This window comes from Enterobacter sp. PI-10 (assembly GCF_027947695.1).
GTDB lineage: Bacteria > Pseudomonadota > Gammaproteobacteria > Enterobacterales > Enterobacteriaceae > Enterobacter > Enterobacter vonholyi.
This window is the reverse complement of the sequence record NZ_JAJNOG010000002.1, coordinates 93,195-113,025: the sequence shown is the minus strand read 5'-3', so window position 1 is coordinate 113,025 and position 19,831 is coordinate 93,195. Positions and strand designations below refer to the sequence as shown.

Sequence of the window (19,831 nt, the reverse complement as noted above, 5' to 3'; positions counted from 1 at the left end):
ATGTGAAACTGCACAGATTATTTCTGAAACACCGTTTCCATTTTCCTTTTATCTTCAAATCAGCGTATAATGCGCGCCTAATCCCTGGTGAATGGTTTCAGCGCTTGGAATACAAAAAACAACGTACAACTTCTCCTCTCCTTCGTTGGGCTGTCACTCAGGCACACTTTCTTCTGCACGCTCATTTGATGTCTCCTATCCTTAGTGCGTGTCATATACTCTTTTGCAACACAGGTTTGACTCCGCGGCGGTGCGCCCCCGGAGCGAGATTTCCATATCCTTCCCAACTTAAAGACTAAGACTGTCATGAAAAAGACGAAAATTGTTTGTACTATCGGCCCGAAAACCGAATCTGAAGAGATGCTGAGCAAAATGCTGGATGCCGGCATGAACGTGATGCGTCTGAACTTCTCCCACGGTGACTACGCAGAACACGGTCAGCGTATCCAGAACTTGCGCAACGTGATGAGCAAGACCGGTAAAAAAGCCGCGATCCTGCTGGATACCAAAGGTCCAGAAATCCGTACTATCAAACTGGAAGGCGGTAACGATGTCTCTCTGAAAGCAGGCCAGACCTTCACCTTCACCACCGACAAATCCGTTGTCGGCAACAGCGAAATCGTTGCAGTGACCTATGAAGGCTTCACCAACGACCTGTCCGTCGGTAACACCGTGCTGGTAGACGATGGTCTGATCGGTATGGAAGTCACCGCGATCGAAGGCAACAAGGTTATCTGTAAAGTGCTAAACAACGGCGACCTGGGCGAAAACAAAGGCGTTAACCTGCCAGGCGTCTCTATCGCACTGCCAGCGCTGGCTGAAAAAGACAAACAGGACCTGATCTTCGGTTGCGAACAAGGCGTTGACTTTGTTGCGGCATCCTTCATCCGTAAGCGTTCTGACGTAGTTGAAATTCGTGAGCACCTGAAAGCGCACGGCGGCGAGAAGATCCAGATCATCTCCAAAATTGAAAACCAGGAAGGCCTGAACAACTTCGACGAAATCCTCGAAGCGTCTGACGGCATCATGGTTGCACGTGGCGACCTGGGTGTAGAAATCCCGGTTGAAGAAGTGATCTTCGCGCAGAAGATGATGATCGAGAAATGCGTGCGCGCGCGTAAAGTGGTTATCACCGCAACGCAGATGCTGGACTCCATGATCAAAAACCCACGCCCTACCCGCGCTGAAGCAGGCGACGTGGCAAACGCCATCCTCGACGGTACTGATGCGGTTATGCTGTCCGGTGAATCCGCCAAAGGTAAATATCCGCTGGAAGCGGTGTCCATCATGGCCACCATCTGCGAACGTACCGACCGCGTGATGAAAAGCCGTCTGGACTACAACAACGACAGCCGCAAGCTGCGCATCACCGAAGCGGTATGCCGCGGTGCGGTAGAAACGGCTGAGAAACTGGAAGCCCCACTGATCGTGGTTGCCACCCAGGGCGGTAAATCTGCTCGCGCCGTGCGTAAATACTTCCCGGATGCGACTATCCTGGCGCTGACCACCAACGAAACCACTGCCCGTCAGCTGGTGCTGAGCAAAGGCGTGATCCCACACCTGGTGAAAGAGATCGCGTCTACGGATGATTTCTACCGTCTGGGTAAAGAAGTGGCTCTGGAGCTGGTTGATCGTGGTCTGGCACAGAAAGGTGACGTTGTGGTCATGGTTTCTGGCGCACTGGTACCAAGCGGCACTACCAATACCGCATCTGTTCACGTGCTGTAATAATTCCTGAACGAATTAATTTGGATAAAAAGCGCCCTCCGGGCGCTTTTTTTATTCCTGGCATTAGCCAAACGCATTCAAAATGCAAATCGGGTTTTTCTATTTAATTGCGAATTATCTAAGATGAATCCGATGATAAATGCCTTTTTTTCCTTAGATTTTTGCCCGAAAAGGGCTGATTCGATGCTTCTTTGAGCGAACGATCAAAAATAGGTGTATTCCCATCAAAAAAATATTCTCAACCCAAAAAACTTTGTGTAATACTTGTAACGCTACATGGAGATTAACTCAATCTAGAGGGTATTAATAATGAATCGTACTAAACTGGTACTGGGCGCGGTAATCCTGGGTTCTACTCTGCTGGCTGGTTGCTCCAGCAACGCTAAAATCGATCAGCTGTCTTCTGACGTTCAGACTCTGAACGCTAAAGTTGACCAGCTGAGCAACGACGTGAACGCAATCCGTTCCGACGTTCAGGCTGCTAAAGACGACGCAGCTCGCGCTAACCAGCGTCTGGACAACCAGGCTACTAAATACCGTAAGTAATAGTACCTGTTAATAAAATGGCGCACATTGTGCGCCATTTTTTTTGCCTGCGTCAAACGGCTACTGCGTCACCTTCTCTCCTTCATCTTCCGCTACCGCAGCAGATACCCGGCTGTTCTGCACCGACAACACGCTATTGCTGGCTGACGGGCCGCTACCGGACGACACGATAACCGGGATCCCGGCGCGACGTGACAGGGCTTTATCAATCAGCGCCTTATCGCTTCCCGCCTGAGAAACAAAGGTCGCAAAGTCAGCGGAATGGGTAATGGGCGAGACCTGCGGATTCTCCCCTTCTACCTGCGCAAGCGGACGGTGGACTTCAATATAGCGTTTACCATCCGGCTCAACGGAGAATTTCACGGGTTCATTAATAATCTGCACCCGCGTGCCCACCCGCACCTGTTCGAACAGGGCCTTAATGTCCGGGGCGTTCATCCGCATACAGCCGGAGCTGACCCGCAGGCCGACGCTGTCCGGCGCGCTGGTGCCGTGGATAAGATATTCCCCATTCCCCACGCCTAAACGCAGCGCGAAGCGTCCCAGGGGGTTATTTGGCCCGGCAGGAACCACCGGAGGCAATTTGATGCCCTGCTCCAGAGAACGTGCTCTGATGCCCGGCGTGGGCGTCCAGGTGGGATTAGGGATCTTCTGGCTCACCCGCGTGGTCGTCACCGGCGTTTCCAGCCCCAGCTGTCCGATACCCAGCGGGAAAACCTGAACAATGTTTTGCCCCGGCGGGAAGTAGTAGAGCCGAAGCTCAGCGAGATTCACCACAATCCCCTCGCGCGGCGTATCCGGCAACAGCATTTGCGACGGAATGGTAATGACGGTTCCCGGCGCAGGGTTAACCGGCGCAATGGTATTGTTGGTTTCCAGGATCACCTGCGCCGCCGTATTAAACCGACGGGCGATGGTCTGCAGCTTATTATCCCCTTCCTGTATCGTGTAGGTTTGATTTTGCCCAATCAGACGACTGCCTGCGGGCGGCAACGGATAGTCCATCGCGCGGGCCGAATTAAGGGCACCGAGCGAACTGAGGAGTAATAGAGTTATGAGAGACGCGCGCTTCATGCTGAGATTCCTTATTCACTGACAGAACGCCAGAAAGCTGAAAAACCAGCGAGGCGGGAACCACCTCGCGAAACAGAATGAATGCTGTTCTGTAAGTCTAGCTAAGGATTGCAGCTTTGGCGCGGATGGCGCGAATCATCGCTTCCAGTCCCTGAGAACGGGACGGGGTGAGGTGTTGGGTTAAGGCCATTTTTTCAAACCACGGGCGGACATCGAACGCGACAATATCCTGCGCCGACATCTGCTGATAAAGGCTAAAGACGACCGCAATAAGCCCTTTTACAATGGCGGCATCGCTGTCGCCGCGCAATTCTATCGTGCCGTCATCAGACTGCGTCATCACAATCCAGACCTGGCTCTGACAGCCCTGAATAATATTTTCCGGGCTATGCGCCTCTTCACCGAGCGGCGGCAGACGCTGCCCCAGCTCGATGATATAAAGGTACTTCTCTTCCCAGTTTGCGCAACGCCCAAAGTTGCGCAGCAATTTGTCTCTGTCCGGCAGTTCTGCCATCGTTTGCCTCTCCGTTAACCCAGCAGCTGGTGAATGCGCTTAAGCCCCGCCACCAGCCTGTCGACCTCTTCCGTCGTGTTGTACATCACCAGAGATGCGCGGCACATTGCCGGCACCTGGTAAAACGCCATCAGCGGCATGGCGCAGTGGTGCCCGGTGCGGACAGCCACGCCGTAGTTATCAAGGAAACTGCCCACGTCATAGGCGTGGTGTTTCCCGAGATTGAACGCGATCACCCCCTGACGATCGGCAGGCCCGTAGAGGGTCAAATCCGGCACGCTGGCAAGCTCCGCAAGCGCGTAGTGCATCAGCAGCCGTTCATACTCCTGAATGGCATCAAGACCGATGGCAGAGACGTAAGAGACCGCCGCCCCCAGACCGATAATCCCACCGGTGTTGGGCGTGCCCGCTTCAAAACGCCACGGCGCGCGCGCGTAGGTCGTGCCTTCCGTCAGGCTGACGGTGGCGATCATCGACCCGCCCCCTTCCCACGGCGGCATCGCCTGCAGAATGTCTTCTTTTACATACAGCACGCCTATCCCGGTCGGCCCATAGAGCTTGTGGCCTGAAAAGACGTAGAAATCACAGTCCAGCGCCTGAACGTCAACCGCGTGGTGCATCACTGCCTGGGCGCCGTCAATCAGGACCTTTGCGCCCGCCTGACGGGCTTTTTCCACAATCGCTGCCACCGGGTTTTCAGTCCCCAGCACGTTGGAAACCTGAGTAACCGCCACCAGCCGCGTGCGGCCATCCAGCAGTGCATCGAGCTGCTCAAGCTGAAGCGTCCCGTCAACGTTGAGCGGAATGACCCGCAATTGCGCACCAACGCGCTCGCAGAGCATCTGCCACGGCACGATATTGGCGTGATGCTCCATCTGGGTGATGATGATGTTATCCCCCGCGTGGACCTGCGCGTTGCCCCAGCTGTTAGCGACAAGGTTGATCCCTTCGGTGGTTCCGCGCACGAAGACCAGCTCTTCCGGCGAGCGGGCGTTAAGAAAAGCGGCAAGCTGCGTGCGCACGTTTTCCATCCGCTGGGTCGCCTCGGCGCTCAGGGTATGAATACCGCGATGCACGGCGGCATAGCCGTGGCGATAAAACTCGGCTTCGGCATCCACCACTTGATTCGGCTTCTGCGCGCTGGCCGCGCTGTCCAGATAGGCCAGAGGAAGACCGTTCACTTCACGGGTCAGAACCGGGAAATCTGCCCGTACTTTCTCAACGGGAAAACTCATGCTTCGCCTCCAGGCAGACGCTGACCGATACGCGCCAGCACCTGCTGTTTTAACTGACCATCGTGCAGCGCTTCCGTCAGTTCGGCGGCAAACGCATAGATAATCATTTTCTGCGCCGCCTGCTGGTCGATACCGCGGGAACGCAGGTAGAACATCTGTTCGTCGTCGATTCGCCCGACCGTCGCACCGTGGCTGCACTTCACGTCGTCGGCGTAGATCTCCAGCTGCGGTTTGGTGTCCACCTCCGCCAGTCGGCCCAACAGCAGATTGTTGTTGGTCATCTGCCCGTCGGTTTTAATGGCGTGCTGCGCCACGTTAATCAGACCGTTAAACACCGCTCGCCCTTTATCACTCACGATGGTTTTATGCAGCTGGCGGCTGTTGCAGTAGCCTTTGTTGTGCTCCAGCCACGTGCGCGTGTCGCACACCTCAGATTTAACCGGCATCGCCAGGCTGTTGATGCGCAGCGTGGTGTTTTCACCGTTAAGCTGCGTGCTGGTGTTGTGGCGCAGCACCGACCCGCCGAGCAGGAAGCTATGGCTGTACGCCGCCGCATCCTGGCCCAGGACAATGTCGTTATGGGCAAAGTGGTGGCTCTGCGCATTCTCAAACGCCAGCTTGATGTGGTGTAGCTGGGCATTGGCCGCCACGTTCATCGTCAGACGCGACCCGGTAAAGTGACGCGTCTCATTGAGGCTGACGTAATGTTCGATGATCGTGGCCTCGGCGCCCTCCGCCAGCTCAAGATGGTGACGATAGTGCGCGGTATTGATTTCGTCGCCGTCCAGACCCTGAGTGATGTGCATCAGCAGCAGCGGCTTAGCCGGACGCTGGTTACGCTTCACGCGGATGTGCGTCACGCTGCGGGCCAGGCTCTCGGTCAGGTGCAGGAAAACCTCAGGCTGAACCGGGGCGCTCAGGGGCTGGCGATCGTCGTTTATCTCAATCTCAAATCCGCTCGCCTGAAGAGCGTCGCTCAGCTCCGGACGGAACTGACCGTCGACAAACACCAGGCGCAGGGCATCGACACGCAAGGCCAGCGCGTCGCGCTGTGCTGGGGTGACATCCGCCAGACGAGTCACAAACTCGGCGTTTAGCAGGCCATCGAGCGGAGTATATTTCCAGTTCTCATGCTTACGCGTCGGCAGACCAAGACGCAGCATCTGCTGCAGATGCTGCTGCGCCTGCGTCGAGCGCGTGCCGCCCTGGGCTTCAAACAGCCGGTGCCACTGCTGGAGCGCATTACTGCTGTTCGGTAAGCCAGCCATAGCCCTGCTCCTCCAGTTGTTTAACCAGCGTGAAATCACCGGATTTCACAATGCGCCCCTGGTAAAGCACGTGGACGTAATCCGGCTTGATGTAGTCCAGAATGCGCTGATAGTGGGTGACGATGATGAATGAACGCTTGCCGTCGCGCAGGGAGTTGACGCCGTCAGCGACAATCTTCAGGGCGTCGATATCCAGACCGGAGTCGGTCTCATCCAGAATGCACAGCTCGGGCTCCAGCACCGCCATCTGCAGAATGTCGTTACGCTTTTTCTCGCCGCCGGAAAAGCCAACGTTCACCGAGCGGGTCAGCAGATCCTCCGGCATTTTCAGCAGCTTGATCTTCTCTTCCATCAGGTCCTGGAAGTCGAAGCGGTCGAGCGCCTCCAGCCCACGGTATTTGCGCACCGCGTTGAGCGCAGTTTGCAGGAAGAACTGATTACTGACGCCTGGAATTTCGACCGGGTACTGGAAGGCCATAAAAATGCCCTCTCCAGCACGATCTTCCGGCGACATCTCCAGCAGATCTTTACCGTTAAACTCGATCGAGCCGTGGGTCACTTCATAATCTTCGCGTCCGGCCAGCGTCGCAGAAAGCGTACTTTTCCCCGAACCGTTCGGCCCCATGATGGCGTGGACTTCGCCCGGCTTGACGTCAAAATTGAGGCCACGCAGGATGGCTTTGTCTTCTACGCTGACCTGTAAATCTTTAATGCTTAACATGTGCTTTCCTTAACCGACGCTGTGTTCAAGACTAATGGCGAGGAGTTTCTGGGCTTCAACGGCAAATTCCAGCGGCAGTTCAGAGAACACGTCCTTACAGAAGCCGTTAACGATCATCGAGATGGCGTCTTCTTCGCTGATCCCGCGCTGCAGGCAGTAGAAGAGCTGATCTTCCCCAATCCGTGACGTCGTCGCCTCGTGCTCAAGCTGGGCCGTATTGTTGCGGCACTCAACGTAGGGGAAGGTATGCGCCCCGCAGTCTGCGCCAATCAGCATCGAGTCACACTGGGTAAAGTTTCGCGCATTGGTGGCCGTTGGCATGATTTTCACCAGCCCGCGATAGCTGTTCTGGCTGTGCCCGGCAGAGATCCCTTTCGAGATGATGGTTGACCTGGTGTTTTTACCAATGTGGATCATCTTGGTGCCGGTGTCCGCCTGCTGATGGCCGCTGGTCAGCGCCACCGAGTAAAACTCGCCTATGGAGTTATCGCCGCGCAGGATACAGCTCGGGTATTTCCAGGTGATGGCCGAGCCGGTTTCGGACTGGGTCCACGACATCTTGCTGTTTTCGCCTTCGCACAGCGCACGCTTGGTTACGAAGTTCAGGATGCCGCCGGTATTGCCGTCGCCCGGGAACCAGTTTTGCACCGTCGAGTATTTCACCTCGGCGTCTTTATGGATAATGACCTCCACCACCGCCGCGTGCAGCTGATAGCTGTCGCGGACCGGGGCCGAGCATCCTTCGATGTAGCTGACGTAGCTGCCTTCATCCGCGACCAGAATCGTACGTTCGAACTGACCGGTTTTTTCGGCATTGATGCGGAAATAGGTCGAGAGCTCCATCGGACAGCGCACGCCTTTCGGCACGTAAATAAAGGTGCCGTCCGAGGCTACCGCCGCGTTGAGCGCCGCAAAGAAGTTGTCGTTAGAGGGCACCACGGTCCCGATGTACTTTTTCACCAGTTCCGGATGATCGTGAATCGCTTCGCCAAAGGAGCAGAAAATGATCCCCTGCTCTGCCAGCTTCTCGCGGTAGGTGGTTGCCACCGAGACGGAGTCGAAAATGGCGTCCACCGCCACCTCTTTCCCCTCACGCACGGGCACGCCCAGCTGGTTAAAGGCTTCTTCAACCTCTTTGCTGAGGAAGCTGTTTTCCGCGCCGGTTTGCTGCACCGCGCCGGGCTGTGAGGCGCAGGTGTCGTCGCAGCTACCGCATGAGGGCGCGGAGTAGTAGCTATAGTCCTGATAGTTCAGCTTGTCATAATGCGCTTTCAGCCAGTGCGGCTCTTCCATCTCCAGCCAGGCGCGGAATGCGCTCAGACGAAACTCCAGCATCCACTCGGGCTCGTTACGTTTCGCCGAGATCGCCCGCACGACATCTTCGTTAATGCCTTTTGCCAGCTCATCGGTCTGCAGCTGGGTGAAGAACCCCTCTTTATAGTTGAGGTGCCCACCGCTCCAGGTATTTACTTCACTCGTTGCTTCAGTATTACGAGACATAGTACCGCCTATACCCCAAAGCTTTCGCCGCAGCCGCATTCGTTCTGGGCTTTCGGGTTATGAAATTTGAATAACTGGTTTAAGCCCTCGCGGACGTAGTCCACTTCGGTGCCGTCAATAAACGGCATTGCCTGCAGCGCCACATACAATTTCGCACCGTCAGTCTCGAACACCAGGTCATCTTTTTCGGGTTCGGTGACGGTATCGAGCACGTAGCCGAAACCTGCGCAACCTGTCTGTTTGACACCCAAACGCACGCCGAGGATCTCGGGCTTTTTCGCCACCAGCTCGTGAATATGTGCCGCCGCCGCCGGCGTGAGCGTTAACCCGCGCCAGGCGAAATCGGCAGGATTAAAGGTTTCTGAATGCAGTTCCATAGGTCCACCTCATCTGATAAGCCATCAGGGCATAACACCATGTTAGTGATAACGATTATCACTTCAACCCTCTGTCAGCAGGGGCATTCGGCTTAACCGCCCTTTTTGCCTACTTTTATTAAGCATAGACCCTGTGAGAGGATGCAGTCAGGATGGATGTATTTGTTCAATGCATTGATTAATAATGCATTTCATCGCAGCGTTTATAACGCAGAGGAGAAAAGTAAAATATGCATCGGAAATGCCTATTTTTGAGATAGCTTTTGCGCAGAAAGTGATAAAAACAAAAAAGGCCCTCAAGGCCTCTTACACTCAGTGATGAAATGAGACAGCAAACCCCTGTTCACGCCAGTGGTCGAGCTGTTCCTGCTGGCGAGGCGTTGGGGATTTCCCCGTCCAGACGAAGATTTTTTGCCCCGGGAAGAGTTCAGGGCGCGGCGAATCAATAGGTTCCGCCAGGACGTCTATGTGCCAGCCCTTCTGCGATAGGCGCGCGGCTTCCAGCCACAGGTGGGTGCGGTCATCGCATTCCCAGCCAATCAGGAGCGCGTCTTTACCGGCTTTCTTGCGAGACTCCGCTAGGCTTGCTATCGCGAATTCGATCAGGACGCCGTCAAACAGGCTCGCCATGTGACGCACGGTGTTTTGATCCTGATTCATGCGCTGCCGGACGGGAGAGAGAATATTGTCAATCAACGCATCTATCGCGTGATCGCGGCGGAATTCGCCGATTTTGGCGCGCAGCTTTGCCGGGCTGGCATAGCGCAGAACGGTCATCATCTCTTCCTGGTACGAGACCCAGTTGCCCTGAGTCAATACTTCTTTGTTTTCCAGCAAGGCTTTAACTTTTCCGACCGAGACGCCGCTTTTCATCAGGCGTTTGATCTCTTCAATACGCAGGATATCTTCATCGTCAAACTGACGATGGCCCCCTTCGCTGCGCTGCGGCTTCAACAATCCATAACGGCGCTGCCAGGCACGCAGCGTAACGGGGTTGATACCGCATCGTTCGGCCACTTCGCCGATACTGTAATAGGCCATTAACTCCCTCACGCTCAGAACTTCCATACCTAACTGCACCAACCTTATCAGATTGTACACACCATTTGTATAACTAAGACCGCATTTTGAACGGGTGAACGGGCTGCTCCTCCGTTCACCTGTTAATACATTGTTGTATAAAATTTGCCGTTCGTACAGCTAACTCTGTCCGATTGTGTACAGCTTTATCAGAACTCGAACTTTTTCTCCGGCCACGCTATAGCCGGAATACCGCCGTGTCGCGGGCTGGCAAAAAGATGTCCCTGGAACTGGGAAATACCCGCGGATTCCAGCCACATCCACTCTTCAGCCTTCTCTACTCCTACCGCGCAGAACTGGATCTCAAGCGAGGAACAGCATTTGATAATCGCCTGAATAATGGCCTGTCGGGGGCCACTTTTATGCACGTTCGCCACCAGATCGCGATTAATCTTAATTCTGTCAGGCTGGAAGTGGGCCAGCAGCTGCAGCCCGGCAAAACCGGCGCCAAAGTGATCGATCGTCACGCTGATACCCGCGCTTTTTAACTGCCTGACCGAATCCGTGAATTCATCAAAACGGGAAATGGCTTCGCTCTCGGTGAACTCAACCACGATTTGCTCGGGTACAAACCCATTTGCTTCAATCGCGGTGAGCAGAAAGTCCACGGCGTTGGGAATGTTAACCAGCGTCATAGGCAGCAGGTTCAGGGATAACGTCTGGTCCTGTAACCCCAGCGCGCTGGCCATGGAGAGCGCCACCTGCTTGCTTTGCAAATCAGACGCGTACACTTCCTCATTCGGAAGGCTGGCGAAATAAGCCCCTGGCGAGTCGCCGGACGGGGTGCGCAAAAGCGCCTCCCAGGAGACAACCTGCTGCATAAACGGATCGACTATCGGCTGGAACGCGAAGCTGCAATCCGCCCCTTTCGCGACTACCTCAGGCTGCCCGGACAAGTGTGTTTCTTCGCGAACGAATTCCCATGAATCCGCAGGCGGCAGTTCAAAATAGTTCGCTTTTTCCGTGGCCTCGACAAAGGTGCGGAAAAACTGCAGAGGGCGATCGTTATAGGCTAGCTGATAGCGTGTCGTACCCTTATTGAGCACCTGCTGCAGCACTTCGTCCCTGTCGAAGTGGCGCAAATCAAAAAGCTCCATACCCACGTTGCCAAAACGCCGGACAGGCCCGTGATCGCGCATTAACTCGACCACGTTATGGTGGCGCGGATCGTTGCAAATCTGCTCATAGATAGCAGAGACGTGTTCCACTGGCCCTTCAAGCAGCTGAAAAAAATGAGTGCCGTTAAACAGCAGGATCCCCGTGACGTTGGATTGCCGGTTTTTACTATTTGCTGCAGCGACCATGGCTTCCAGCGCTTTCACTGGAACGTCCTCGCAGATATGGCTGCGGTAAATGATGGTTGTGAGCATGCGATTCCTGGGGTTAGGGTTTTGGCCACAAAAAAGGTGGATAAGTATCATTTATAGCACATTCATTGCCTGACAAATAATTTACATCTCAATCATTTACGGCAGTTAATGAAACATTTTTCTGCGCTGTACAACTTACCAGTGTCAGACCTTTTTGTACAATATATCCTGTAACATTATCGGTTCATGCCAGTCAGCCAACTCACTGAAAATAAAGAATTTTATAAAATATATCATAAAAATATTAAAAATTTGTACATTTTATATGTACAGATTTAGGAATTGTGTATACCTTAATTGTAACGTTAGTGATTACAAAATTTTACAGGAGCGAAACATGCAGCAGAAAGGTTACGCCACAGATTCCGCAGCAGCGATCGCACAGTACTTCGAAAAGGCCGCCCTACCTACTCAACAAGAGACGCTGGGCCAGGTAGTTGTCGAAATCCTCAGCGACGGGCGAAACCTCAATCGCAAATCGCTCTGTACCAAACTGCTCAGCCGTCTCGAAAGAGCCGATGGGCCAGAAGAGGAAGAGCATTACCACATGCTGCTTGGTCTGCTCTTCGAACGGTAAGGTTATGAATAGCAGTGACGCAGACCGACTGATTGACACGCTTATCGGTGAAGCCGTTCTTTCTCTTCTGAAAGAGCGGGGGCCAGTGACAACCGAAGGCTTGCTGCAGCGTCTGCGGAGCATGAAAGAACATGAAAAGGATCCCCGGCGGCGGGAGACACTTGAGGCGGTGATTGCCGAAATTGGCTCAAACAGCATCGCCTTTACACGTCGCAGAACCGCGCAAGGACGAACGAAAAGAGAGGGACCTCTCAACGATAACAGAGACAATGTAGTGCCGTTATTTGGAAGTGGAAAACCGTCCGACCCCAAAAAAATACATTGACTGCAATTTTACAGCTACGGTGAGAACAAATGAGACAAAATATTCAGCTTCAACCCGAATACCACTCTGCTTTTTTAGACAGTGCGCTGTCGGAATACTTCCGTCACGCAGGCGATCGTTTTGCTGAAGAGTCCGCTGTTTTTTCTACTGCAGTACGCTGTGTTCTGGCCTCCGAGGGGCATCTGTCTAATAAGGCGATCATCCTCTGGCTCATTCAGACGCTGGAAGCCACTCACGACGTGGTTCAGGCGGATGTGATTCGCAAGACGCTGGAAATCGTGGTGGGTTACACGATGGACGATCTCTAAGTTCCAGCTCGCCGCGCCTCCTGACGTGTCATCGTCAAAACTGACGAACAGCTTGACGATGACACGTGCCCTCCCCGTATAACTCCCTATAATACACGCAAAGACAACCTGGCACGCTTCCTGCTTACCTCTGCATACGGGACTGGGTTTTCCAGTCAACTTTGCTTCATTTCTTAACAGGTCTGTTATTGATGAAAAAGATCGCCAGCGTCTGCCCGTACTGCGGTGCAGGCTGTAAATTGAACCTTGTCGTTGAAAATAACCGTATCATCCGTGCCGAAGCGGCAGAGGGCGTCACAAACCAGGGCACCCTATGTCTGAAAGGCTTTTACGGCTGGGACTTCCTCAACGATACCCGTCTGCTCACCCCTCGCCTCACCCAGCCCATGATCCGCTACCGCAAAGGCGAAGCATTCACCCCCGTTACCTGGGAAGAGGCGATCCGCTACACCGCCCACAGGCTCAGCAGTATTAAAGCGCAGCACGGGCCGCGGTCGATCATGACCACCGGTTCCTCTCGCGGCACCGGCAATGAAACCAACTACGTGATGCAGAAATTTGCCCGCGCGGTGCTGAACACCAACAATGTGGACTGCTGTGCGCGCGTCTGTCATGGCCCGTCCGTCGCCGGTTTACAGGAAACGCTCGGCAATGGCGCAATGAGCAACTCAATCAATGATATTGAAAACTCAAAATGCCTGCTGGTGTTTGGCTATAACTGCGCGGACTCCCACCCTATCGTTGCGCGCCGCGTGCTGAAAGCCCGTGAGAACGGCGCAAAAATTATCGTCTGCGATCCGCGGCGCATTGAAACGGCACGCATTGCCGACCAACATCTGCAGCTGAAAAACGGCAGCAACATGGCGCTGGTTAACGCCTTTGGCTATGTGTTGCTGGAAGAGGAGCTGTATGACAAAAGCTACGTGGCGCGCTTTACGGAAGGGCTTGAGGCCTACCGACAAACGGTAAAAGACTATGCGCCGGAGAAGGTCGAACATATCACCGGCATCCCCGCCCGTGACGTCCGCCAGGCGATGCGCACCTTCGCGGCGGCCCCTTCCGCTACCGTGATGTGGGGGATGGGCGTGACCCAGTTTGGTCAGGCCGTTGATGTGGTCAAAGGGCTTTCCAGCCTGGCGCTGCTGACCGGCAACCTCGGCCGCCCTGCCGTCGGCGTCGGGCCGGTACGCGGTCAAAACAACGTCCAGGGCGCCTGCGACATGGGCGTTCTGCCGAATATGTTCCCCGGCTATCAGGACGTTACCGATCCTGCGGTCAGGCAGAAGTTCGCCGATGCCTGGGGGATTGACGTCAACAAAATGGACGATCGGGTCGGGACGCGCATTACCGAGGTGCCCCACCTGGCGCTGGAAGGCAAGGTAAAGGCCTACTACATCATGGGGGAGGATCCGCTTCAGACCGAAGCCGATCTCGGCCTGGTGCGCAGCGGTTTTGAGGCGCTCGACTTTGTTGTGGTTCAGGACATCTTTATGACCAAAACGGCAGAGGTGGCGGACGTTCTGCTCCCGGCCACATCCTGGGGTGAGCACGGCGGCGTCTTTACCTGTGCCGATCGCGGCTTCCAGCGTTTTGGCAAAGCCATCGAGGCCAGCGGCAACGTGAAGCGCGACTGGGAAATCATCAGCCTGCTCGCCACCGAGATGGGCTACCCGATGCATTATGACTCCAACCAGCAGATCTGGGATGAGATGCGCGAGCTGTGCCCGCTTTTCTACGGCGTGACGTATGAAAAAATGGGCGAGATGGGCCACGTGCAGTGGCCGTGCCCGACGCTGGATCACCCCGGCACGCCGTACCTGTACAAAGACAATCAGTTCGACACCCCGAGCGGTAAAGGGCAACTCTTTGCCGCACCGTGGCGCGCGCCGGCTGAAACCCCGGATGCAGATTTCCCGCTGGTGCTGTGTACGGTACGCGAGGTGGGACATTATTCCTGTCGCTCCATGACCGGGAACTGCGCCGCGCTGCAAAGCCTGGCCGACGAGCCGGGCCGGGTGCAAATGAACCCTGCCGATGCAGAAAAGCTGGGCATTACTGACGGGCAGCTGGTCTGGGTACGTTCACGCCGCGGCAAAGTGATTACCCGCGCCAGCATCAGCGAGCGTATCAACACCGGAGCCGTTTACATGACCTATCAGTGGTGGATTGGCGCCTGCAACGAGCTGACACAGGATAACCTCGATCCCATCTCCAAAACGCCGGAAACGAAGTACTGCGCGGTGCAGCTGGAGGCGATAGAGGATCAGCGTTGGGCGGAGGACTATGCAGCGTCTGCATATCAGTCCATGAAGTCTCGGTTGATGAGTGCGGCGAACGTCTGAGGAAAATGCCGGGTGCGCTATGCGTACCCGGTAATAGTTAACGCATCTCTCACTATCTCCAGCATTTCGAAATACTTTGTTTTTTCATGCCGTGACATCCTGCATATCCGCCGTGCCGCTGAAATACTTAGCAGCAGGGCTGCTTGAAACAGACTCAGCAGGATCCACGCTATACTGAACCGCATCACTATTGACAGGTTTAATGGATAGGCGTGCACATGGCTGATGAGATGTCCCAGACGTTAATATTCGATTGTTCTTCATCCACACAACTGCTGATCGATTATCTAAAACAGGGTGCAAATCTGAAGAAAGTGCTCCCCCGCCGTCGATTAAATTTTGTAGCTGGCGATGAACGCCTCTGTTATATCCTCCTCAACGGTCGCGTCATGATTCACCGTAACAACGACGATTTAGCCATGGCAACGGTTAAGGCGCCCGCTTTGCTCGGTCTCAGTAATCTGCATTACGCTCAGATGTTCGGTTACATCAAAACCTTTAATCACTGTGAGATCGTAACCCTTAAAATGGATGCTGTTTATGACATTATCAAGCATCATGAGCTATGGGAGCCGCTGGCTTATCACCTGATGAGCCTTGCAGGTAAGCTATTTCATAGCTACGAAGATATAACCGGACCTTCCGCTTACAATATTGTCCGCGCCCAGCTTTATGCACTCTCAAACGAAGAAGAATCATTCAGGCAGAACATTACTGCAGAAAGGTATATCCGGGATAAAACCCACCTGTCCCGTAGCGGCGTCATGCGTATTCTTTCAGCTTTAAAAGAAGGGGGTTATATCGAAGTTGAAAGAGGTGTGCTAATCAATATGAGGAAATTGCCTGAAAGATTTTAATCTCACCGGCTGGTGATGGCCGGGCAGAAAATGATCTGACCCGGACACTGTAGCCGTCCTTTAACAACGAGTTGCCCGATACTGAATTTCAGACACAAAAAAGGCCGCACTCGCGGCCCTTTTATTCTCATGTACTCAATGGACGTGAACGCCCAACCGCCAGGCAAAATAGATCTCTTCTTTTAGTTCATTCGAAGAGAGCGCCAGCAAATCTGTAAATTCCAGCTCAAGCTGTTTCAGCTTTTTCAGGTACTGCGCCGGAGACAGGTTGCTCTTATCGCGACGTAAATATTCAATTGCCAGCTGCGTTGGGGTTATTTCAGTATCCATGATGTCCTCGCTTATGTACAAAACCTGACCAGTATATCACAACCATCTGGCTAGTTTTTGACCAAAGGCAAAACATCTGAAAACTTTACACAACCGCCGTGGTCAGCCGCGACGAGCAGCACAGGCGATCCTGCTCATCGAGAATATCTATCTGCCACACCTGATGGCGGCTACCGGCGTGCAGCGCGCGGCATACACCGCGCACGCGCCCGCTGCGCACCGAGCGGATATGGTTAGCATTCACCTCGAGTCCGACCACCTTCTGCTCCCCTTCGGTACAGAGATAGCCCGCCACCGAGCCCAGCGTTTCGGCCAGCACGACGGACGCCCCGCCGTGCAATAAACCAAACGGCTGATGGGTGCGACTATCGACGGGCATGGTGGCCTCAATCTCATCATCTCCAATGCGGATGAACTGGATATCCAGCAACCCCACCATATTCCCCTCGCCCATGGCGTTCAGCGCCTGCAGCGTCACGGCACGTTTCCAGATCATCCAATTATCTCCAGTAAAGCCTGCAGTGGGTGACGTACGCCGTTACCTTCTACCCGTTTCACCTGGCTGCGACAGGAGTAGCCCGTCGCCAGACAGCGGTTTCGCGGTAAACGCTGCATCGCCTGATGCCAGGACAGCTCATAGATGCCGAGCGAGTTGGCGTGGTTTTTCACTTCGTGTCCGTAGGTGCCGGCCATTCCACAGCAGCCTACGCTGACGCTCTCCAGCTTCGCGCCGAACCGGGCAAAGACGGACGCCCACTGCGCGGGCGCGCCCGGCAGCGCGGTGACTTCCGTGCAGTGTCCGAACAGATACCATGGTTCCCCGCTGACATCCTGTACCGCCTTATCTTCCAGCGCCACCGGCAGCCACTCGTGCACCAGCATCACGTTGAAATCACCGCGCTTGTCGCCGAGCGTCTGCTTATATTCATCGCGATAGCACAGCACCAGCGCCGGATCGACGCCGACCATCGGTATCCCGAGTTGCGCCACGCGGTTTAAGAAGTCAGCCGTTTTCTGCGCGGTCTTTGCAAAGCGCGTCAGGAAGCCCTTGATGTGCTGCGCCTTGCCGTTGGGTGAGAACGGCAGAACCACCGGCTGATACCCCAGCTTTTCCGACAGGCGGATGAAATCCGCGACCACCTGCGCATCGTAGTAGCTGGTAAACGGATCCTGCACCACCAGCACCACCTTCGCTTTTTGCTCAGGCGTGAGTGCCTCCAGCTGCTCCAGGGTCATGTTCGCCGAGCGGTGACCGACGAGCTGGCGCTGCAGAGACGGTACCGACAGCAGCGGCAGATCGATCATACCGATATGTTTTTCTGAGAGCTTGCGCACCAGCGGCTGGTTGATAAAGAAGTTAAAGGTCTTCGGCGCGCGCGCCATCAGCGGCGCGTAGCTTTCTACCGTTGCCACCAGATGGTCGTGCACCGGGCGGAGGTAGCGGGTGTGATACAGCTGCAGGAAGCGCGAGCGGAATTCCGGCACGTCGATTTTAATCGGGCACTGGGTGGAGCAGGCTTTACAGGCCAGACAGCCGGACATCGCCTCTTTCACCTCATGGGAGAAATCATACTCGCCCTTATTCGCATGCCAGCTGTTGCGGGTGCGCTCAATCAGCGAGCGCAGGCTGGCCCGTTTTTCCGGGAGCTGCTGCTCCAGCCTGAGCGGATCCACCCCGCGATCGGCCAGCAGACGCAGCCATTCCCGCACCAGCGTCGCCCGCCCTTTCGGCGAGTGGATGCGGTTGCTGGTGATTTTCATCGACGGACACATCGGGCTTTTCACATCAAAGTTAAAGCACAGTCCGTTGCCGTTGCACTCCATCGCGCCGCGCCAGGAGGAGCGCACCGCAATCGGGATCTGTCTGTCGTACGTGCCGCGCTTGACGGCATCCACCTGCAGCATTGGCGCGTCCACGCCTTCAGGAGGGCAGATTTTGCCCGGGTTGAGGCGGTTATGCGGGTCAAACGCCGCTTTCACCTTGCGCAGCTCCGCGTAGAGCTGTTCGCCGAAGAATGCCGGGCTGTATTCCGCGCGGAACCCTTTCCCGTGCTCCCCCCAGAGCAGGCCGCCGTATTTGGCGGTTAAGGCCACCACATCGTCGGAGATCTGCTTCATCAGGATCTCCTGCTGCGGGTCGCACATATCCAGCGCCGGACGCACGTGCAGTACCCCGGCATCGACGTGGCCGAACATGCCGTAGCTCAGGCCGTGGCTGTCCAGCAGGGCGCGAAACTCGACGATATAATCCGCCAGATGCTCAGGCGGCACGCAGGTATCTTCGGCAAAGGGAATCGGCTTCGCCGCCCCTTTCGCATTGCCGAGCAGGCCCACGGCTTTTTTACGCATCGCATAGATACGCTCAATCCCGGCCAGATCGTTACAGAGCTGCCAGCCGATCACGCCGCCTTCGCCCTGCGCAATCAGCTCATCCAGCCGCTGGCAGAGCGTGGTGACCTGGCTCTCAATCAGCGCCGCATCGTCGCCGGCGAACTCCACGATATTGAGGCCGAGCATCTCTTTATCCGGCACGTCGGTAATGAGATCGCTGACGGAGTGCCAGACAATATCCTCCCGGGCCAGGTTGAGCACTTTGGAGTCGACCGTTTCCACCGAGAGCGCTTTAGCTTCCACCATAAACGGCGCATTGCGCAGCGCAGAGTCGAAGGAGTCATATTTGACGTTCACCAGACGACGCACCTTCGGCAGGCGGGTGATATCCAGCCGCGCCTCGGTGATAAACGCCAGCGTCCCTTCGGAACCGGTTAGCACGCGGGTTAAATCAAACTGGGTCAGGTCGTCGTTAAAGACGTGACGCAGGTCGTACCCGGTCAGGAAGCGGTTCAGTTTGGGGAACTTATCGAGAATAAGCTGGCGGTTGTCGCGGCAGCGCTCCAGCACGGTACGATAGATGCGTCCGCTGGCGGTGTTATCTTTGCCCAGCGTTTCCGCCAGTTCGACCGGCATCGGCTGCGTATCGAGAATATCGCCGCCCAGCAGAACGGCACGCACGCCCAGCACGTGATCGGAGGTTTTGCCGTAGACCAGCGAGCCCTGACCGGAGGCATCCGTGTTGATCATCCCGCCGAGGGTCGCGCGGTTACTGGTGGAAAGCTCCGGGGCAAAAAAGTAACCGTAAGGCTTGAGGTACTGGTTAAGCTGATCTTTGATAACGCCCGCTTCGACCCGCACCCACCCCTCTTCCGGGTTGATTTCAATGATGCGGTTCATATAGCGCGACATATCAACAATGATGCCCTGGTTCAGCGCCTGACCGTTGGTCCCGGTGCCGCCGCCGCGCGGCGTAAAGACCAGCGAGGCAAAGCGCTCCTGCGTTGCCAGCCGGGCGATAAGCGCGACGTCGGCCGTGGAACGAGGGAAAACCACGGCATCGGGAAGAAGCTGGTAAATACTGTTATCGGTCGCCATCGTCAGCCTGTCGGCATAGTTCGTGGCGGTATCACCTGTAAAACCCTGTTGCTCCAGTGCTTGCAAAAAATTAAGCACCAGCTGAACGACGCCAGGTGCCTGAGAAATCTGTGGGATCATGACTGTCGACCCTAATTAGAGTTGTATGAAATCGTTTGCGTGTATCTTAAAAGTTTTATCACATTTTTTTCTTATAATCTCTGCTGAATTACAGGCAAAATCCGCCTGTCAAAAACCGCTGAGATCATTA

At 55.2% G+C, this 19,831-nt stretch carries 20 protein-coding genes; 8 read left to right on the top strand and 12 right to left on the bottom strand.

The window, feature by feature from the left end:
- The first annotated feature begins 2 nt into the window (after positions 1-2).
- From ynhH to lpp, 3 genes are all read left to right on the top strand, one after another.
- Positions 3-299, top strand: coding sequence for a protein YnhH (ynhH, locus tag LRM19_RS21175; protein ID WP_420889903.1), 297 nt, complete (start codon positions 3-5; stop codon positions 297-299).
- 7 nt (positions 300-306) lie between these two features.
- The gene (gene pykF, locus LRM19_RS05040; protein WP_115874849.1) at positions 307-1,728 is read left to right on the top strand and encodes a pyruvate kinase PykF; all 1,422 of its coding nucleotides are present in this window, start codon (positions 307-309) and stop codon (positions 1,726-1,728) included.
- A 309-nt stretch (positions 1,729-2,037) separates the two neighbouring features.
- On the top strand, positions 2,038-2,274 hold the full coding sequence (lpp, locus tag LRM19_RS05035; protein WP_010430241.1) for a murein lipoprotein Lpp: 237 nt from the start codon (positions 2,038-2,040) through the stop codon (positions 2,272-2,274).
- Positions 2,275-2,334: 60 nt separating this feature from the next.
- On the opposite strand, the gene ldtE is transcribed toward lpp, so the two are convergent.
- From ldtE to LRM19_RS04990, 9 genes are all read right to left on the bottom strand, one after another.
- On the bottom strand, positions 2,335-3,348 hold the full coding sequence (gene ldtE / locus LRM19_RS05030) for a L,D-transpeptidase LdtE (RefSeq protein WP_115874848.1): 1,014 nt from the start codon (positions 3,346-3,348) through the stop codon (positions 2,335-2,337).
- 97 nt (positions 3,349-3,445) lie between these two features.
- Positions 3,446-3,862 carry a cysteine desulfuration protein SufE gene (gene sufE, locus LRM19_RS05025; protein ID WP_115874847.1) on the bottom strand — a complete coding sequence of 139 codons (417 nt, stop codon included), beginning with the start codon at positions 3,860-3,862 and terminating at the stop codon, positions 3,446-3,448.
- A gap of 14 nt (positions 3,863-3,876) precedes the next feature.
- On the bottom strand, positions 3,877-5,097 hold the full coding sequence (sufS, locus tag LRM19_RS05020) for a cysteine desulfurase SufS (protein ID WP_111965636.1): 1,221 nt from the start codon (positions 5,095-5,097) through the stop codon (positions 3,877-3,879).
- Positions 5,094-6,365 (bottom strand): Fe-S cluster assembly protein SufD, encoded by a 1,272-nt coding sequence (sufD, locus tag LRM19_RS05015; RefSeq protein ID WP_271367727.1) that lies wholly within the window; start codon positions 6,363-6,365, stop codon positions 5,094-5,096. Before sufD ends, sufS begins: the two co-directional genes overlap by 4 nt.
- Complete coding sequence (gene sufC / locus LRM19_RS05010) at positions 6,340-7,086, bottom strand: Fe-S cluster assembly ATPase SufC (protein ID WP_271367726.1); 747 nt, start codon at positions 7,084-7,086, stop codon at positions 6,340-6,342. The genes sufD and sufC overlap by 26 nt, the downstream gene beginning before the upstream one ends.
- 9 nt (positions 7,087-7,095) lie before the next feature.
- On the bottom strand, positions 7,096-8,586 hold the full coding sequence (gene sufB / locus LRM19_RS05005) for a Fe-S cluster assembly protein SufB (protein WP_111965634.1): 1,491 nt from the start codon (positions 8,584-8,586) through the stop codon (positions 7,096-7,098).
- Positions 8,587-8,594: 8 nt separating this feature from the next.
- Positions 8,595-8,963, bottom strand: coding sequence for a Fe-S cluster assembly scaffold SufA (sufA, locus tag LRM19_RS05000; protein ID WP_008500631.1), 369 nt, complete (start codon positions 8,961-8,963; stop codon positions 8,595-8,597).
- A 312-nt stretch (positions 8,964-9,275) separates the two neighbouring features.
- On the bottom strand, positions 9,276-10,004 hold the full coding sequence (locus tag LRM19_RS04995; protein ID WP_115874844.1) for a MerR family transcriptional regulator: 729 nt from the start codon (positions 10,002-10,004) through the stop codon (positions 9,276-9,278).
- A gap of 188 nt (positions 10,005-10,192) precedes the next feature.
- Positions 10,193-11,413, bottom strand: a complete 1,221-nt coding sequence (locus LRM19_RS04990) for a diguanylate phosphodiesterase (RefSeq protein ID WP_271367725.1) — start codon at positions 11,411-11,413, stop codon at positions 10,193-10,195.
- A 337-nt stretch (positions 11,414-11,750) separates the two neighbouring features.
- Here LRM19_RS04990 and ycgZ point away from each other — a divergent pair, with 337 nt between their 5' ends.
- The 5 genes from ycgZ (at position 11,751) to LRM19_RS04965 (ending at position 15,822) form a co-directional block, all read left to right on the top strand.
- Positions 11,751-11,990: a regulatory protein YcgZ gene (gene ycgZ, locus LRM19_RS04985; RefSeq protein ID WP_029739771.1), complete on the top strand. Its 240-nt coding sequence runs from the start codon at positions 11,751-11,753 to the stop codon at positions 11,988-11,990.
- A gap of 4 nt (positions 11,991-11,994) precedes the next feature.
- Positions 11,995-12,315, top strand: coding sequence for a hypothetical protein (locus LRM19_RS04980; protein ID WP_271367724.1), 321 nt, complete (start codon positions 11,995-11,997; stop codon positions 12,313-12,315).
- A 29-nt stretch (positions 12,316-12,344) separates the two neighbouring features.
- Positions 12,345-12,623, top strand: a complete 279-nt coding sequence (locus tag LRM19_RS04975; RefSeq protein WP_023311323.1) for a biofilm/acid-resistance regulator YmgB/AriR — start codon at positions 12,345-12,347, stop codon at positions 12,621-12,623.
- A 191-nt stretch (positions 12,624-12,814) separates the two neighbouring features.
- On the top strand, positions 12,815-14,965 hold the full coding sequence (fdhF, locus tag LRM19_RS04970) for a formate dehydrogenase subunit alpha (protein WP_127730498.1): 2,151 nt from the start codon (positions 12,815-12,817) through the stop codon (positions 14,963-14,965).
- Positions 14,966-15,183: 218 nt separating this feature from the next.
- Complete coding sequence (locus tag LRM19_RS04965) at positions 15,184-15,822, top strand: winged helix-turn-helix transcriptional regulator (RefSeq protein ID WP_271367723.1); 639 nt, start codon at positions 15,184-15,186, stop codon at positions 15,820-15,822.
- 135 nt (positions 15,823-15,957) lie between these two features.
- On the opposite strand, the gene LRM19_RS04960 is transcribed toward LRM19_RS04965, so the two are convergent.
- From LRM19_RS04960 to ydiJ, 3 genes are all read right to left on the bottom strand, one after another.
- A complete protein-coding gene (locus tag LRM19_RS04960) occupies positions 15,958-16,152 on the bottom strand; it encodes a YdiH family protein (RefSeq protein WP_003857766.1) in 195 nt (64 codons plus the stop codon).
- 85 nt (positions 16,153-16,237) lie between these two features.
- On the bottom strand, positions 16,238-16,648 hold the full coding sequence (gene menI / locus LRM19_RS04955) for a 1,4-dihydroxy-2-naphthoyl-CoA hydrolase (RefSeq protein WP_023311321.1): 411 nt from the start codon (positions 16,646-16,648) through the stop codon (positions 16,238-16,240).
- A complete protein-coding gene (gene ydiJ, locus LRM19_RS04950; RefSeq protein WP_271367722.1) occupies positions 16,645-19,701 on the bottom strand; it encodes a D-2-hydroxyglutarate dehydrogenase YdiJ in 3,057 nt (1,018 codons plus the stop codon). Before ydiJ ends, menI begins: the two co-directional genes overlap by 4 nt.
- Positions 19,702-19,831 lie beyond the last annotated feature (130 nt).

Bases quoted from the DNA above. Each gene is read 5' to 3' on its own strand.
- pykF (WP_115874849.1), top strand. From the start codon at position 307: ATGAAAAAGACGAAAATTGTTTGTACTATCGGCCCGAAAACCGAATCT.
- lpp (WP_010430241.1), top strand. From the start codon at position 2,038: ATGAATCGTACTAAACTGGTACTGGGCGCGGTAATCCTGGGTTCTACT.
- ldtE (WP_115874848.1), bottom strand. From the start codon at position 3,348: ATGAAGCGCGCGTCTCTCATAACTCTATTACTCCTCAGTTCGCTCGGT.
- sufE (WP_115874847.1), bottom strand. From the start codon at position 3,862: ATGGCAGAACTGCCGGACAGAGACAAATTGCTGCGCAACTTTGGGCGT.
- sufS (WP_111965636.1), bottom strand. From the start codon at position 5,097: ATGAGTTTTCCCGTTGAGAAAGTACGGGCAGATTTCCCGGTTCTGACC.
- sufD (WP_271367727.1), bottom strand. From the start codon at position 6,365: ATGGCTGGCTTACCGAACAGCAGTAATGCGCTCCAGCAGTGGCACCGG.
- sufC (WP_271367726.1), bottom strand. From the start codon at position 7,086: ATGTTAAGCATTAAAGATTTACAGGTCAGCGTAGAAGACAAAGCCATC.
- sufB (WP_111965634.1), bottom strand. From the start codon at position 8,586: ATGTCTCGTAATACTGAAGCAACGAGTGAAGTAAATACCTGGAGCGGT.
- sufA (WP_008500631.1), bottom strand. From the start codon at position 8,963: ATGGAACTGCATTCAGAAACCTTTAATCCTGCCGATTTCGCCTGGCGC.
- LRM19_RS04995 (WP_115874844.1), bottom strand. From the start codon at position 10,004: ATGGCCTATTACAGTATCGGCGAAGTGGCCGAACGATGCGGTATCAAC.
- LRM19_RS04990 (WP_271367725.1), bottom strand. From the start codon at position 11,413: ATGCTCACAACCATCATTTACCGCAGCCATATCTGCGAGGACGTTCCA.
- ycgZ (WP_029739771.1), top strand. From the start codon at position 11,751: ATGCAGCAGAAAGGTTACGCCACAGATTCCGCAGCAGCGATCGCACAG.
- LRM19_RS04980 (WP_271367724.1), top strand. From the start codon at position 11,995: ATGAATAGCAGTGACGCAGACCGACTGATTGACACGCTTATCGGTGAA.
- LRM19_RS04975 (WP_023311323.1), top strand. From the start codon at position 12,345: ATGAGACAAAATATTCAGCTTCAACCCGAATACCACTCTGCTTTTTTA.
- fdhF (WP_127730498.1), top strand. From the start codon at position 12,815: ATGAAAAAGATCGCCAGCGTCTGCCCGTACTGCGGTGCAGGCTGTAAA.
- LRM19_RS04965 (WP_271367723.1), top strand. From the start codon at position 15,184: ATGGCTGATGAGATGTCCCAGACGTTAATATTCGATTGTTCTTCATCC.
- LRM19_RS04960 (WP_003857766.1), bottom strand. From the start codon at position 16,152: ATGGATACTGAAATAACCCCAACGCAGCTGGCAATTGAATATTTACGT.
- menI (WP_023311321.1), bottom strand. From the start codon at position 16,648: ATGATCTGGAAACGTGCCGTGACGCTGCAGGCGCTGAACGCCATGGGC.
- ydiJ (WP_271367722.1), bottom strand. From the start codon at position 19,701: ATGATCCCACAGATTTCTCAGGCACCTGGCGTCGTTCAGCTGGTGCTT.